Source organism: Rossellomorea sp. GAMAL-10_SWC, from assembly GCF_049568075.1.
In the GTDB taxonomy this organism is placed as follows: Bacteria; Bacillota; Bacilli; order Bacillales; family Bacillaceae_G; genus Gottfriedia.
On sequence record NZ_CP144911.1, the window covers coordinates 1105105 to 1119855 of the forward strand.

At 32.7% G+C, this 14751-nt stretch carries 13 protein-coding genes; all 13 read left to right on the forward strand.

Translation table 11 applies throughout. The annotated features are described in order from the left end of the window. Positions 1–37: 37 nt before the first annotated feature. The 13 genes from hslV to V5E38_RS05375 all read left to right on the forward strand — a co-directional run bounded on the left by hslV (position 38) and on the right by V5E38_RS05375 (position 14650). Positions 38–583 (forward strand): ATP-dependent protease subunit HslV, encoded by a 546-nt coding sequence (gene hslV, locus V5E38_RS05315; protein ID WP_056470870.1) that lies wholly within the window; start codon positions 38–40, stop codon positions 581–583. An 11-nt stretch (positions 584–594) separates the two neighbouring features. Then, entirely contained in the window at positions 595–1986 is a 1392-nt protein-coding gene (gene hslU / locus V5E38_RS05320; protein WP_499212454.1) for an ATP-dependent protease ATPase subunit HslU, read from the forward strand. An 87-nt stretch (positions 1987–2073) separates the two neighbouring features. Further along, positions 2074–2853, forward strand: a complete 780-nt coding sequence (gene codY, locus V5E38_RS05325; RefSeq protein WP_056470865.1) for a GTP-sensing pleiotropic transcriptional regulator CodY — start codon at positions 2074–2076, stop codon at positions 2851–2853. A gap of 1177 nt (positions 2854–4030) precedes the next feature. Next, positions 4031–4801 (forward strand): FliA/WhiG family RNA polymerase sigma factor, encoded by a 771-nt coding sequence (locus tag V5E38_RS05330; RefSeq protein ID WP_499212455.1) that lies wholly within the window; start codon positions 4031–4033, stop codon positions 4799–4801. Positions 4802–5376: 575 nt separating this feature from the next. Beyond that, positions 5377–6075, forward strand: a complete 699-nt coding sequence (rpsB, locus tag V5E38_RS05335) for a 30S ribosomal protein S2 (protein WP_056470859.1) — start codon at positions 5377–5379, stop codon at positions 6073–6075. 128 nt (positions 6076–6203) lie between these two features. Beyond that, a complete protein-coding gene (gene tsf / locus V5E38_RS05340) occupies positions 6204–7088 on the forward strand; it encodes a translation elongation factor Ts (RefSeq protein WP_056470857.1) in 885 nt (294 codons plus the stop codon). Between the two features lie 90 nt (positions 7089–7178). Next, complete coding sequence (pyrH, locus tag V5E38_RS05345; RefSeq protein WP_097975483.1) at positions 7179–7901, forward strand: UMP kinase; 723 nt, start codon at positions 7179–7181, stop codon at positions 7899–7901. Between the two features lie 2 nt (positions 7902–7903). Then, a complete protein-coding gene (gene frr, locus V5E38_RS05350) occupies positions 7904–8461 on the forward strand; it encodes a ribosome recycling factor (RefSeq protein WP_097975482.1) in 558 nt (185 codons plus the stop codon). Between the two features lie 188 nt (positions 8462–8649). Continuing rightward, positions 8650–9429, forward strand: coding sequence for an undecaprenyl pyrophosphate synthase (uppS, locus tag V5E38_RS05355; protein WP_097975480.1), 780 nt, complete (start codon positions 8650–8652; stop codon positions 9427–9429). Between the two features lie 17 nt (positions 9430–9446). Then, positions 9447–10235, forward strand: coding sequence for a phosphatidate cytidylyltransferase (locus tag V5E38_RS05360; protein WP_097975478.1), 789 nt, complete (start codon positions 9447–9449; stop codon positions 10233–10235). A 33-nt stretch (positions 10236–10268) separates the two neighbouring features. Next, entirely contained in the window at positions 10269–11420 is a 1152-nt protein-coding gene (dxr, locus tag V5E38_RS05365) for a 1-deoxy-D-xylulose-5-phosphate reductoisomerase (RefSeq protein WP_499212456.1), read from the forward strand. Between the two features lie 13 nt (positions 11421–11433). Then, positions 11434–12690, forward strand: a complete 1257-nt coding sequence (gene rseP / locus V5E38_RS05370) for a M50 family metallopeptidase (protein WP_499212457.1) — start codon at positions 11434–11436, stop codon at positions 12688–12690. 262 nt (positions 12691–12952) lie between these two features. After that, a complete protein-coding gene (locus tag V5E38_RS05375) occupies positions 12953–14650 on the forward strand; it encodes a proline--tRNA ligase (RefSeq protein ID WP_499212458.1) in 1698 nt (565 codons plus the stop codon). Positions 14651–14751 lie beyond the last annotated feature (101 nt).

Consider the following 14751-nt stretch of genomic DNA (forward strand, 5'->3'; position numbering starts at 1 on the left):
TTTTAGAAATTAATCGACGTTTCTAAGGAGGATTCACATGTCCAATTTTCATGCTACAACGATTTTCGCAATCAGACACGATGGCAAAAGTGCCATGGCTGGTGATGGCCAAGTAACTTTTGGAAATGCAGTAGTAATGAAGCATACTGCAAGAAAAGTTAGAAAGCTTTTTAATGGAAAAGTTTTAGCTGGTTTTGCAGGGTCTGTTGCAGATGCATTTACTTTATTCGAACTTTTTGAGGGCAAGTTAGTTGAATATAATGGTAATATTCAACGAGCTGCTGTTGAATTAGCAAAAAAATGGAGAACAGATCGAGTATTACATAAACTTGAAGCATTGCTAATCGTAATGGATCATAATTCATTATTATTAATTTCTGGTACCGGTGAAGTAATTGAGCCTGACGATGGAATTCTTGCGATCGGTTCTGGAGGGAATTACGCCCTTGCAGCAGGCCGTGCGCTAAAGGAAAACGCAGGGGAAAATCTTTCAGCAAAACAAATTGCATATGCTAGTTTAAAAACTGCAAGTGATATTTGTGTGTATACGAACGGAAATATAATTTTAGAAGAATTAGAATAGGAGAGTGTATTATGAGTACTTCTTTCACGCCTCGTCAAATTGTTGAAAAACTTGATCAATATATTGTTGGACAGCAACAAGCGAAAAAAGCAGTAGCAATTGCACTCAGAAATCGATATCGTAGAAGTTTACTTGAAGAGTCATTCCGTGATGAAATTTCACCAAAAAATATTTTAATGATTGGTCCAACAGGTGTTGGTAAAACTGAAATTGCTAGAAGGATGGCAAAACTAGTTGGCGCGCCATTCATTAAAGTCGAAGCTACTAAATTTACAGAAGTTGGTTACGTAGGAAGAGATGTAGAATCAATGGTTCGCGATTTAGTCCAAACTTCTATTCGAATTGTAAAAGAAGAGCGTATGAATAAGGTGAAAGATCAAGCTGAAAAAAATGCGAATCAAAGATTAGTAAAACTTCTAGCACCAAGTATGAAAAAACAAGCTTCATTTAAAAACCCACTTGAGATGCTTTTTAATCAAGATTCACAAAACTCGAATGCTGAGCAAGATGAGAATGATACAGAATTAACATCTAAAAGAAGAAATATAGAATTTCAACTATTATCTGGAAAACTAGAAGAAGAACTTGTGTATGTTGAAGTAGAGCAACAACAAGCTCCGATGCTAGATTTTATGCAAGGAACTGGAATGGAACAAATGGGAATGAACTTCCAGGAGTCATTAGGTAGTCTATTTCCAAAGAAAACTAAAAAAAGAAAGCTTACTGTTAAAGAAGCTCGAAAGATTTTAACGAATGAAGAAGCTCAGAAATTAATCGATATGGATGAAGTAACTCAAGAAGCAGTTTATAGAGCTGAGCAACTAGGGATTATTTTCATTGATGAGATTGATAAGATTGCAAGTAAGCAAAACTCTACTCAAGATGTTTCGAGAGAGGGCGTACAAAGAGATATCTTACCAATCGTTGAGGGAAGTACGGTTGTGACAAAATATGGACCGGTTAAAACGGATCATATTCTATTTATTGCAGCTGGTGCATTTCATATTTCCAAACCATCAGATTTAATACCTGAATTACAAGGTCGCTTCCCGATTCGTGTAGAATTAGGGAAATTATCTGTTGAAGATTTTGTGGGTATTTTAGTTGAGCCTGATTTTTCAATTATTAAACAATATAAAGCTTTATTGTCTACAGAAGGTATACAAATCGAATTTTCTGACGATGCTATACGTAGAATAGCAGAAATAGCATTTGAAGTTAATCAGACTACTGACAACATAGGCGCAAGAAGATTGCATACTATTATGGAAAAGCTTCTTGAAGACCTATCGTTTGAGGCTTCTGAAATTCAAATGGGAACAATTATGATTACACCACAATATGTAAATGAAAAGCTCGCAAATATTGCAAAAGATAAAGATATAAGCCAATTCATTTTATGATTTAGCTAAAGAACAATTTTGAATTCAGCCATGAGATTGCTAGAAGTTCAAAGGAAACGTACAATTAAATAGGAGGCATTTAGAAAGATGCAATTATTAGAAAAAACAAGAAAGATTAATAAGTTATTACAACAATCTGCAGGGAAGCCAGTAAACTTTAAAGAAATGGCAGATACATTAGAAGAAGTTATTGAATCAAATGTATTTATTTTAAGTCGTAAAGGGAAATTATTAGGTTACGGTCTTCACCAAAAAATCGAAAATGAGCGTATGCAAAAAATGTTCAGTGATCGCCAATTCCCTGAAGAATATACACAAAACCTATTTAATATTAATGAAACATCATCAAATATAGACATCAACAGTGAGCACACTGCATTCCCAGTTGAAAATAAAGATTTATTTTCTGGCGGTTTAACAACTATTGTACCAATTATCGGTGGCGGTGAGCGATTAGGTACTCTTGTTCTAGCTCGAATTAATCATGATTTTGAAAATGATGATTTAATCTTAGCTGAATATGGCGCAACAGTAGTAGGTATGGAAATTCTACGTGAAAAAGCAGAAGAAATTGAAGAAGAAGCTAGAAGTAAAGCTGTTGTACAAATGGCTATTTCATCTCTTTCTTATAGTGAATTAGAAGCAATCGAACATATTTTTGAAGAATTAAATGGCTATGAAGGTTTATTAGTAGCAAGTAAAATTGCTGACCGTGTAGGAATTACAAGATCTGTTATCGTAAATGCACTACGTAAATTAGAAAGTGCTGGTGTTATCGAGTCAAGATCACTAGGAATGAAAGGTACTTATATTAAAGTACTAAATGACAAATTCTTATTAGAGTTAGAGAAATTAAAATCTAACTAATTAATAAGGTCACTTTTCAAAGAAGGCAAAAGATAATATTTTAGTTTAAACCTTTTCTCAATTAATAATTGGGAAAAGGTTTTTTTGTCTGTATTAAATTAAAAATGATTAGAATTTTAAAAATTTTTATATCAGAATAAAAATTTTTGTTAAATAGAGACTATTTTCCTTTTTTGTATAAATGAGATATAGACGAATTGGAAATTATGGTATGATTAAAAAATATTTACTTGATTATAGTGATAAAATATAAAAATTATTTTTGAGAGGGAATAAGATAATTGAATTGTAATGATGTTTTTTAGTTTTATATTGTTGGCTACTTTCAAATATATTGTTGTTTTTTAGTATATGTCAGTTATTTCCACTCCAGATACATACTCTCCTTAAGACGAAGATTAAGAACTACAATATCAAACAAGTAGGGAAAGTTTCTAGATCTAGCCTACTTGAATTAGTCTTAACCCTATTTTTAGACTACCTCGTTAGCTTTTAATAAATTTTTGTCATAAACAGTAATTACTAAACAACAATTATTCAAAAAACTACTTTTTTAATAGTATAAAATAAAAAAATTTGTACTCTTTAAATATGTTCTTTATTAAGTATAACGAAAATCAAGTCATCCTAAAGATTAATCTATTATTAAAAATAGAATTCTTGAATATATGTACAATTATTTTAAAAAAATGAAAAAAATAATATTTTTTATTGTGCTAAATAAAGTTTCACATTATTTTAAAGAATGAGTGAATACATTAAAGAGTTTTAATAATATAATTTTTAAAAGGGTAGAAAAGTGAACAACTGAGTTTTATCAAAACTTACTTTGAAAAAGCATTTTGAGACCTAGTATATAAAATTATACAATACGTGGTGCTTATATAAGGCGAAATGGAATGGATTGATTCGTACCGAGTATTGAATGAAATTAATAGATTCATATTTATTCCTATTTAGCCGTTTAATAATAGGGGAATTGAAAGGCTAAATAGGAATAAAAGAAGAAGAATTTGATGACTTGATTCTAGATATATTTTAATCTCCTTTTGATGAATTCACTCGACTCCTTGGGAAATCGACATGATATTACATATTTACCCAAATCACTTTTTAAAAATAAATTGTCAATCAAGTATTAAACATAATATGGTAATTCGCTGAGGTGAAAGACGTGTTGCAAGTTCAAAAAAATGTTTCACAAAGTTATTGGAAAATGTGGATTGAAGATCGTGATTTAGATGCCGGAGATGCGTTAATGCAGATTTATATGCCACTAGTTCACTATCAAGTAAATCGTATAGCTCAAAGATTACCTTCAAGTGTCAGCAGAGATGATTTACACAGCTTAGCGATGATGGGCTTATATGACGCACTAGAGAAATTTGACCCGAAAAGAGATTTGAAATTTGAAACATATGCTTCAATTAGAATAAGTGGTAATATATTGGATGGTCTTCGTAAAGAAGACTGGTTACCTAGATCAATTAGAGATAAAGCAAAAAAAATCGAATGTGCAATTGAAAAGTTAGAACCTGCTCTTGAACGAAAAGCTACACCTGAAGAAATAGCACTGTATACTGGTTATTCTTCGATGGAAGTTGTTAATGTCATAAATGATGTGTTTTTCTCTAATATGTTGTCTGTAGATGAACAAATCAAAGATGCTGGAGTTGGACAAGTTAATTTTATTCATACAATAAAAGATCATGAGACATTAACACCAGAAGAAATGCTACTGAAGGATGAACAAATAAGGCTACTTGCCAAGACGATTGTAACTGAATTAAATGAGAAAGAGCAGCTAGTTATAAGTTTGTATTATCATGAAGAATTAACATTTACTGAAATTGGAACAATTATTAATTTATCGATTTCTAGGGTTTCTCAGATCCATGCTAATTCTATTTTTAAATTAAGGAATCTTTTAAGTAAAAGTAATATATAGGAGCTTTGTAAACTCTACATTGAATTCATTTAGAAGTTTAAATGGCAATTCTATTAGAAATAATTAGTATAAATGATTTTTAAGATTATTTATATTTGAATAGTGGGAATCAGCCTCACATTCCTTACTTTATTGACATTTTCTTTTTTAACAATTTTATAGAAGAATACGATTAAGTTGAATAAATTAACAAAAATTCCCAATACTGATAAAGATTCAGTTATTTGGACAGGTGAATTCTTAATTTAAATACTTATTTTAATGCATTATGTGTTGATCATTTAGTATGGAAGAAAAGACCAAATTCGAATAATAGAAGTTCGATGTGCTAAAAAATAGACTTACTATGGATGAAAATGGTAGAAGGATTTATATAGAGAAAAGGAAAAACAACGATTGTTGAAACTTCGACAATAATTTCTCGTTTTCTCTTGATAATTAATGTTGTATATGCTATAGTAGTCCATGGTGTTAATACACACGCTTGCCGATTTTCTTATTGGTGCTACCCAGTTTGGGAGTGATAGGAGAAGAAGACGTGAGCGGAGGAAAAAGAACCATTAGGAGGAAATAAAATGTCAGTAATTTCTATGAAGCAATTATTAGAAGCTGGTGTTCACTTCGGTCACCAAACACGCCGTTGGAACCCAAAAATGAAACGTTACATCTTCACTGAGCGTAACGGTATCTACATCATCGACCTACAAAAAACAGTTAAAAAGGTTGAAGAGTGTTACAACGTAATGAAAGGTATCGCTGCTGAAGGTGGAAACATCCTTTTCGTTGGTACTAAAAAACAAGCTCAAGAAGCTATTAAAGATGAAGCAATCCGTTCTGGTATGTACTTCATTAACCAACGTTGGTTAGGTGGAACGTTAACAAACTTCCAAACAATCCAAAAACGTGTTAAACGTTTAAAAGATATCGAAAGAATGCAAGAAGATGGCACTTTTGAAGTGTTACCTAAGAAAGAAGTTATTCAACTTAAAAAAGAATTAGAACGTCTTGAAAAATTCTTAGGCGGAATCAAAGACATGAAGCAACTTCCTGATGCATTATTCGTAGTTGATCCTCGTAAAGAGCGTATCGCTGTTGCTGAAGCTCGTAAGTTAAACATTCCTATCATCGGTATTGTTGACACTAACTGTGATCCAGATGAAATCGATCACGTTATCCCAGCAAACGACGATGCTATTAGAGCTGTAAAACTTCTTACATCAAAAATGGCAGATGCGATTCTTGAAGCGAAACAAGGCGAAGAAACAACTGCTTAATGAGAAATTGAAAGGTGATAAGAGGTTTTAGCCTTTTATCACCTTTTTTAAAGGTTAAAATAATCGAAAGTTGTTTACCTTATAAAACGATTGAATAAAATAAGCTTACATATAGGAGATGAAATATTATGGCAATTACTGCACAAATGGTAAAAGAATTACGTGAAAAAACTGGCGCTGGTATGATGGATTGCAAAAAAGCATTAACTGAAACTGAAGGTAACATGGACAAAGCAATCGACTACCTTCGTGAAAAAGGGATCGCTAAAGCTGCTAAAAAAGGTGACCGTATCGCTGCTGAAGGTTTAACTTTCGTTGAAGTAGCTGGAAACGATGCAGTATTAATCGAAGTAAACTCTGAAACTGATTTCGTTGCTAAAAACGAAGGTTTCAAAGAATTAGGTTCTGTTCTTGCTAAACATATCGTTGCTAACAAACCTGCAACTGTTGAAGAAGCTTTAGCACAAACAATGGAAACTGGTGAAACTGTTGAAACATACATCAACCATGCAATTGCTAAAATCGGAGAAAAAATCTCTTTACGTCGTTTTGAATTAGTTTCTAAAACTGATGCTGATGCATTTGGTGCTTACTTACACAGTGGCGGCCGTATCGGTGTTCTTTCAGTAGTAGAAGGAACAACTAAAGAAGATGTTGCTAAAGACGTATCTATGCACATCGCTGCAATCAACCCTAAATATATCTCTCGTGATGCTGTTTCTCAAGAAGAAGTTGAGCATGAGCGTGGAATTTTAACTCAACAAGCATTAAATGAAGGTAAACCTGAAAACATCGTTGCTAAAATGGTAGAAGGACGTATTGGTAAATACTTCGAAGAAATCTGCTTATTAGATCAATCTTTCGTTAAAAACCCAGACGTTAAAGTAGGTCAATTCGTAAAAGCTGCTAACGGAACTGTTAAATCTTTCGTTCGTTATGAAGTTGGAGAAGGCTTAGAAAAACGTGAAGATAACTTTGCTGAAGAAGTAATGAATCAAGTTAAAGGTAACTAATTGTTACTTTGAATGAAAATAGGGGACACTATGTGTTCCCTATTTTTTAAAGAAATGTAAATACATAGATGTACGTAAATGGAGGGTATTATGAGTAAAGCAAAGTATAATCGCGTAGTATTAAAACTTAGTGGTGAGGCACTAGCTGGTGGGCAAGGATTTGGAATTAATCCATCAGTTATTAAATCAATTGCTGAACAAGTTAAAGAAATTGCAGAACTAGATGTTGAAGTTGCAGTAGTAGTAGGTGCTGGTAATATTTGGCGTGGTAAAACAGGTAGCGAAATGGGGATGGACCGAGCTACAGCTGACTACATGGGCATGTTAGGTACTGTAATGAACTCATTAGCACTTCAAGATAGTCTTGAAACACTTGGTGTACAATCTCGTGTACAATCATCAATTGAAATGCGTCAAGTTGCAGAACCATATATCCGTCGTAAAGCAATTCGTCATTTAGAGAAAAAACGTGTTGTAATTTTTGCTGCTGGTACAGGAAATCCTTATTTCTCAACTGATACTACTGCTGCATTACGTGCTGCTGAAATTGAAGCAGATGTTATTTTAATGGCAAAAAATAATGTAGACGGAGTATATACCGCTGACCCATCAATCGATAAAACTGCTGTAAAATACGAAACTCTTACATATTTAGACGTATTAAAAGAAGGTTTAGGTGTAATGGATTCAACTGCATCTTCTTTATGTATGGACAATGATATTCCATTAATTGTATTCTCAATTATGGAAGAAGGTAATATTAAACGTGCCGTACTTGGCGAAAATATTGGAACAATAGTAAAGGGGAAATAAAAATGTCTAATCAAATCATTTCTTTAGCAAAAGAAAAAATGACAAAAGCTGTTTCTGCTTTCTCTAGAGAATTAGCAACAGTACGTGCTGGTCGTGCGAACCCAGCTATTTTAGATAAAGTTTTAGTTGAATATTATGGTGCTCCAACACCAATCAACCAAATGGCAAATATTTCAGTACCAGAAGCAAGATTATTATTAATTACTCCTTACGATAAAACAGTCATTAATGATATGGATAAAGCGATTCAAAAAGCTGACTTAGGCTTAAACCCTTCAAATGATGGAACTGTAATCAGAATTAGTTTCCCACCATTAACAGAAGAGCGTCGTCGCGATTTAGTAAAAGTAGTTAAAAAATCTGCTGAAGACGCTAAAGTTGCTGTACGTAACATCCGCCGTGATGCAAATGATGATCTTAAAAAAGCAGAAAAAAATGGTGAAATTACTGAAGATGAATTACGTGGTCTTGTAGAAGACATTCAAAAACAAACAGATTCACACATCGAAAAAATCGATGGAATCACAAAAGATAAAGAAAAAGAGATAATGGAAGTTTAATACTGCATTGCAAGGTATATCTTACTAGCGCTTAGAAAAATAATGAATTTTTCACATTATGCTATTACATAATTTCATTATTGCATTATAATTAAATAAACTAAGCGCTTTGAGTAAAAAGACCCTCTGTTTAAGGGGGTTTTTTTACTCAATGCTTTAATTAGATATACTTAAACGGAGGATTAAAGATGTTTAAATTAATTTCTTTTTTTAAAAGAAATAAAGAAGAGAAAAATGTACCTCCAAGTTCGCAATTAAATGGGGTCGACGGAGTAATTCCTGAGCATGTTGCAATAATAATGGATGGTAATGGTAGATGGGCACAAAAGAGGAATCTACCAAGGGTTAAGGGACACTATGAGGGAATGAAAGTAGTTCGGAAAATTGCAAGAACTGCTAGTAAATTAGGTGTAAAGACTTTAACTTTATATGCTTTTTCAACTGAGAATTGGAAAAGACCTAAAACTGAAGTAGAATTCTTAATGAAGTTACCACAAGAATTTCTGGGGACATTTTTACCTGAATTAATTGAAGAAAATGTGCAGGTAAGATTAACTGGAAATAAAGAGCAATTACCAAGCTATACTACAGAAGCAGTATTAAGAGCAGTAGAGGAAACTAAAAATAATACGGGTATGGTATTAAATTTTGCCCTAAATTATGGTTCTAGAGACGAAATTATTTCTGCTGTTAAAAAGATTTCTTCAGATGTATTGGATAATAAAATAAATAAAGAAGAAATTAATGAAGACTTGTTTAATCGTTATTTAATGACTAGTGATTTTAAAGATCCAGATTTGTTAATTAGAACAAGTGGTGAATTAAGGATTAGTAATTTTATGCTTTGGCAAATTGCTTATTCTGAACTATATTTTACAGATGTATTATGGCCCGATTTTACCGAAGAGTGTTTAATAGATGCGGTTAAAGAATATCAAAATCGAGCAAGAAGATATGGTGGTATTTAAGAAAGCGGTGAACGAACTTGAAACAGCGTATTATAACAGGAGTTATAGCTGGAGCATTATTTTTAGGATTAGTAATATTTGGTAGATGGCCGTTTGGGTTACTTGTATTTGCACTTGGCACAATCGGTTATTTTGAATTGATTAGAATGAAAAAGTTTAATTTATTTAGTGCACAAACTGTACTTGGATTAATCTTAACTTGGGTAGCAATTACACCAAATGATTTATCAAATAGGCTTTTTCCTATAGAAATCGGTAAAACAGAAATTTCAATTGTACTAATCCTATTACTTTTATCATATACGGTAATTACAAAGAATACATTTACTTTTGAAGATGCTTCTTTTGTAGTATTAAGCAGTTTATATGTAGGATTCGGATTTCATTATATGTACGAGATGAGAAATATGGGAATTTCATACTTCTTCTTCCCATTATTCGTAATTTGGGCAACTGATTCAGGTGCATATTTTATTGGGAAAGCTACAGGTAAAACTAAACTTTGGCCTGATATTAGTCCCAATAAAACGATTGAAGGTTCGATAGGTGGAATTATTTGTGCTGTAGTAGTTGCAGTAATTTTATCGATTATGTTAACTTTAAATCATTCAATACTATATTTAGTACTAGTAGCTGTTCTTGTTTCGATTTTTGGTCAATTAGGTGATCTCGTACAATCTGCATATAAAAGATACTACGGTGTTAAAGACTCAGGAAATTTATTACCTGGTCATGGTGGGATTTTAGACAGATTTGATAGTATCATTTTCACATTACCGATCGTCTATTTACTATTTACGTTATAGTATTAGTTTTTGTATTTAAGGAGACATATGAAAATGAAGAAAATCAGCTTACTTGGAGCAACTGGTTCAATCGGTATACAAACACTCGATATTATTAGAAATCAATCAAATGATTTTGAATTAGTCGCGTGTTCAGCTGGGAGAAATATTGATGAATTATATAAGATTATTTTAGAATTTAAACCAAAACTAGTTTCAGTTGCTGGTAAAAAAGAAGTTGAAAAACTGACGAGCTTAGGGATCCCTTCGAAAACCAAAGTTTTATATGGTGATGAAGGTCTCATCGAAGTTGCCGTCCACGAAGAAAGTACAATACTTGTTAACGCTGTTGTTGGAAGTGTAGGTTTAATTCCAACTATGAAAGCAATCCAAAATGGTAAAACAATCGCACTTGCGAATAAAGAGACATTAGTAACAGCAGGTCATATTGTAATGGCTGAAGCAGAAAAATATGGTGTCTCCATTTTACCGGTAGATAGTGAGCATTCAGCAATCTATCAATGTTTAAATGGTGAAAACCCTAATGAAATACATAAATTAATCATCACAGCTTCAGGTGGTAGCTTTAGAGATAAAACAAGAAATCAATTAAAGGATGTTACAATTGAAGATGCGCTAAACCATCCAAATTGGTCAATGGGTGCAAAGATTACAATTGATTCAGCTACAATGATGAATAAAGGATTAGAAGTGATTGAAGCACATTGGCTATTTAATATGCCATATGAAAAAATTGATGTAGTACTTCATAGAGAAAGTGTTATTCACTCTATGATTGAATTCGATGACGGAAGTGTAATGGCACAATTAGGAACACCTGATATGAGAGTACCGATTGCCTATGCACTTAACTATCCTTCAAGAAAACCAATTAATAATCATAAGCCATTAGATTTAATTAAATTTGGGACACTTCATTTCCAAGAGATGGACTTTAACAGGTTTAAATGTTTGGATTATGCTTATCAAGCTGGAAAAGTTGGCGGTAGTTTACCTACAGTATTAAATGCAGCAAATGAGGAAGCGGTAGCTGCTTTTCTACAGAATAAAATATCATTCTTACAAATTGAGAATTTAATAGAAAACGCTCTTGAAAAACACAATGTAATTAGTAAACCTTCGTTAGAAGAAATTCGTAACATTGATGAACAAACAAGACAATTCGTTTCATCACTAATAAAGTAAGGGTGGTAATTAGATGAATACAGTTATAGCGTTTGTTGTAATTTTTGGCGCACTTGTATTTTTTCATGAACTAGGACATCTATATTTTGCAAAACGTGCTGGTATTTTATGTAGAGAATTTGCGATTGGATTTGGTCCAAAGGTTTTCTCATTTTATCGAAATGAAACTACATACACAATAAGATTATTACCTCTTGGTGGTTATGTTCGTTACGCTGGGGAAGATCCAGAAATGGTACAAGTAAAGCCTGGATCACATATCGGTTTACAATTTAACACGGTAGGAGAAGTTACTAAAATTGTAGTTGATCAGTTTGAGCGTTTCCAAGATCTTCGTTTTGTTGAAGTTGATTCAATAGATATAGAGCATAAGTTAGAAATCATTGGTATTGAAGAAGGAACTGAAGGCATATCAAAATTCACTGTAAATGAAAAAGCGTTCATTTATAGTGAAGGGCAAGGTCACCAGATTGCTCCGTATAACCGACAATTTAATAGTAAATCTGTAGGAAAAAGAGCGATTGCCATTTTTGCAGGCCCAATGATGAATTTTGTATTAGCTTTGGTCATCTTTATCTTATTAGGATTACTTCAAGGAACTCCAGTAAATGATGCTAAAATTGGTGAATTACTTCCAAAAGGTCCAGCACAAACTGCTGGCCTAAAAGAAGGTGACATTGTTTTATCTATTGATAATAAAGATGTTTCAAAATGGGTAGAAGTAGTAAAAATTGTTAGAGAAAGTCCAAGTAAAGAATTATTATTTAAAGTGAAAAGAGATAGCAAAGTTATTTCGATTCCAATCACTCCAAAATCAGAAGAAATCGATCATAAAGTTAATGGTTTAATCGGTGTATATGCACCTGTTGAAAAAAATGTTTTTTCTTCGGTTAAATATGGTATAACTGAAACAATTGGATGGACAAAAGAAATAGTATTAGCAGTTGGTCATTTAGTATCTGGTCAATTCTCAATCAATAATCTTTCTGGTCCAGTTGGTATTTATCAGGTTACAGATCAAGCTGCACAATCAGGTATTTTCTACTTAATGAAATGGGCAGCATTTTTAAGTATCAACCTTGGTATTATGAATTTACTACCATTACCAGCTCTTGATGGAGGAAGACTAACATTTTTTGCAATAGAAGCATTAAGAGGTCGACCAATAGATCGCCAAAAAGAAGGTGTCGTTCACTTTATTGGTTTTGCGCTTTTAATGTTATTAATGATCATCGTAACTTGGAACGATATTAAAAGATTTTTCTTATAAGAAGCTCTGTTTAATTTAATCGTGTAATTTCATGTATTTTGTTTAAAGAATCCGCGACTTACTTGCTTATAAAACGGGCTTAGTGACATATTGTTTGTCAATTAGCTCGTTTTAAGTGGGAGCGGATTCTTATCTTGCAAAGTGCTTTTTTTGAAATTGTTCGTTTGTATGGTTACATATAGCTTTTAAGACAATTATGAAATCTATTTAAAGTTGATTAAAAAAGAATATAAGAATAAAGAAAAATATGAGGTGAATCCTTTTGAAACAAAGTATCGTATATAGTCCAACTCTTCGTGAAGTACCATCAGATGCAGATATAAAAAGCCATCAATTATTATTAAGAGCTGGTTTTATTAGACAAAATGCATCTGGTATATATAGTTTCTTACCTTTAGGCAATAAAGTTCTTCAAAAAGTAGCAAATATCGTTCGAGAAGAAATGAATAATGCTGGTGCGATGGAAATGTTAATGCCATCAATGCAAGCGCAGGAATTATGGGAAGAATCAGGTCGTTGGGATAATTTTGGTCCAGAACTAATGCGTTTAAGAGATCGTCACGGTAGAGGATTTGCATTAGGAGCAACACATGAAGAAGTTGTTACTTCCATTGTTCGCGATGAATTAAAATCATATAAAAAATTACCGATTACACTTTACCAAGTACAATCAAAGTTCCGTGATGAAAAACGTCCTCGTTTTGGACTACTTCGTGGGCGTGAATTTTTAATGAAAGATGCATATTCTTTCCATGCATCACAAGAAAGCTTGGATGAAGTATATGATCGTTTATTTACGGCTTATAGCAACGTATTTACTCGTTGTGGATTAAATTTCAGAGCGGTTGTTGCTGATTCAGGAGCAATGGGTGGAAAAGATACGCATGAATTCATGGTGTTATCCGACATTGGTGAAGATACAATCGCATTTTCAAATGAATCTAGCTATGCAGCAAATATTGAAATGGCGCCAGTTGTGACGAATTACGAACCATCTGATGAAAAATTAGAAGAAGTTCAAAAAGTAGAAACGCCAAATCAAAAAACAATCGATGAAGTAATTGAATTCTTAAACTTACCGATTGAAAAAAGCATTAAATCAATTATTTTCAAAGCAGATGAAAGTTTTGTATTAGTGCTTGCTCGTGGTGACCACGAAATCAACGATATTAAATTAAAGAATTATCTAGGTGCACATTCAGTTGAGCTTGCTACTAAAGAAGAAGTAAAAGAACTAATGAACTGTGAAATCGGATCATTAGGTCCAATTGGAGTAAAATCTGATTTATTAGTATTAGCGGATAATGCAATTAAAGGTATTGTAAATGGTTGCTGTGGAGCAAATGAAGAAGGTTATCACTTCATTAACGTAACTGTAAATAGAGACTATGATGTGAAAGATTTCGTAGACTTAAGATTTATTCAAGAAGGTGACTTATCACCAGACGGTAAAGGAACTATTTCATTCGCAAAAGGTATTGAAGTAGGTCATGTATTTAAATTAGGTACAAAATATTCTGAGGCTATGAATGCAACATTCCTTGATGAAAATGGAAAATCGAATCCAATCATTATGGGATGCTATGGAATCGGAGTATCTCGTACATTAGCTGCAATTGTAGAGCAATATAATGACGAGAAAGGTATTGTATGGCCTAAAAACCTAGCTCCATTTGATGTACATGTCATTACTGTAAATACAAAGAATGAAGAGCAAGTAAATTTAGCAGACGATATTTATAAAACGTTAAAAGAGATTGGACAAGATGTATTATTAGATGACCGAAATGAACGCGTAGGTGTAAAATTTGCAGATGCTGATCTTTTCGGAATTCCTGTACGTGTAGTTGTTGGTAAAAAAGCTGCAGAAGGAATTGTAGAACTTAAAACTAGAGATGGACAAGTTAGTAAAGAAGTAAAAATTTCTAACCTTGTGAATGAAATAAATATGTTAAAATAAAATAAAAGTGGAAGCGACACCTTACGGGAATCGCACACAAATAAAAAGTACCTCTGACTTTTAGAGGTACTTTCGATGTGTAGACAAACTACTAAAAACTT

What these genes read in the sequence shown, in the direction of transcription:
- pyrH (WP_097975483.1), top strand. Translation starts at nt 7,179, where the DNA reads ATGAGTAAAGCAAAGTATAATCGCGTAGTATTAAAACTTAGTGGTGAG.
- tsf (WP_056470857.1), top strand. Translation starts at nt 6,204, where the DNA reads ATGGCAATTACTGCACAAATGGTAAAAGAATTACGTGAAAAAACTGGC.
- hslU (WP_499212454.1), top strand. Translation starts at nt 595, where the DNA reads ATGAGTACTTCTTTCACGCCTCGTCAAATTGTTGAAAAACTTGATCAA.
- hslV (WP_056470870.1), top strand. Translation starts at nt 38, where the DNA reads ATGTCCAATTTTCATGCTACAACGATTTTCGCAATCAGACACGATGGC.
- dxr (WP_499212456.1), top strand. Translation starts at nt 10,269, where the DNA reads ATGAAGAAAATCAGCTTACTTGGAGCAACTGGTTCAATCGGTATACAA.
- frr (WP_097975482.1), top strand. Translation starts at nt 7,904, where the DNA reads ATGTCTAATCAAATCATTTCTTTAGCAAAAGAAAAAATGACAAAAGCT.
- uppS (WP_097975480.1), top strand. Translation starts at nt 8,650, where the DNA reads ATGTTTAAATTAATTTCTTTTTTTAAAAGAAATAAAGAAGAGAAAAAT.
- codY (WP_056470865.1), top strand. Translation starts at nt 2,074, where the DNA reads ATGCAATTATTAGAAAAAACAAGAAAGATTAATAAGTTATTACAACAA.
- rpsB (WP_056470859.1), top strand. Translation starts at nt 5,377, where the DNA reads ATGTCAGTAATTTCTATGAAGCAATTATTAGAAGCTGGTGTTCACTTC.
- rseP (WP_499212457.1), top strand. Translation starts at nt 11,434, where the DNA reads ATGAATACAGTTATAGCGTTTGTTGTAATTTTTGGCGCACTTGTATTT.